This window comes from Caulobacter sp. (genome assembly GCF_017744445.1).
GTDB lineage: Bacteria > Pseudomonadota > Alphaproteobacteria > Caulobacterales > Caulobacteraceae > Caulobacter.
The window spans coordinates 1-669 of sequence record NZ_JAGIBH010000097.1; the positions used below are offsets into that span (position 1 = coordinate 1).

Below are 669 nucleotides of genomic sequence, written 5' to 3' on the forward strand. Positions count from 1 at the left end.
GGTCTCCGGGTTCGCCCGGCCGCTCCGTCGCCTCCCCACACACCTTCAGCGGCTGACCGCGTGAAGCGGCGAAGCCGTGTGCCTCGGCACTGGCCCCCACCTGACCGCTACGCGGTCTGTCCGCCCCCAAGCGGGGCGGAGAGAGAGCCGTACCTCTCCTCCCCCGGCTGGGGGAGGGGGACCGGCGAAGCCGGTGGAGGGGCCAGCGCCGCCCTCATCAAAAGGAGAAAAACGCGATGACCCAACTCCTGATCCCCGCCCGCCACGCGCGCATGTTCGGCAAGGGCCGCCACCGCAAGCGTCGTCTGCCGAACGGCGACCAGATCTGGCTGGATATGATCGATCGCGTGCTGACGATCCTGGACGAGGCCGAGCACGACATGCGCGTGCTGACCAAGGACTATCCGCCCCATATCCTGGCCGGATATCTGGCGGACGCCGCGGAAACGCGACGCGAGCTCGAAAGCCAGCGCCGCGACATCCTGCTGAACCCGATGCCGAGAGCGCGGGAGAAGAGCCCTACTCGGCCGCGATGACCTCGTGCGAATGCGCCTTGGCCTCGACATGGACCTGGCCGCCCATCGGCCGCAGGTCCAGGTCCTGGAACAGCTTGCTGTCTTCGTCCATGCCCGGCAGCGGGGTCGTCAGCAGCTTGCCGCCGACGAAGAT

General features: G+C 68.5%; 1 protein-coding gene and 1 pseudogene. One reads left to right on the top strand and one right to left on the bottom strand.

Annotated features, from left to right (window positions below; translation table 11 throughout):
• The first annotated feature begins 236 nt into the window (after positions 1-236).
• Positions 237-536, top strand: coding sequence for a hypothetical protein (locus J7528_RS23850; RefSeq protein ID WP_291879826.1), 300 nt, complete (start codon positions 237-239; stop codon positions 534-536).
• On the opposite strand, the pseudogene J7528_RS23855 reads toward J7528_RS23850, so the two are convergent.
• Positions 520-669, bottom strand: a pseudogene (locus J7528_RS23855) (biotin synthase); the annotation flags it as partial. The gene J7528_RS23850 and the pseudogene J7528_RS23855 sit on opposite strands and share 17 nt — an antisense overlap.

Excerpts from the sequence above, each read along its gene's own strand:
- J7528_RS23850 (WP_291879826.1), top strand. The coding sequence starts at position 237 with ATGACCCAACTCCTGATCCCCGCCCGCCACGCGCGCATGTTCGGCAAG.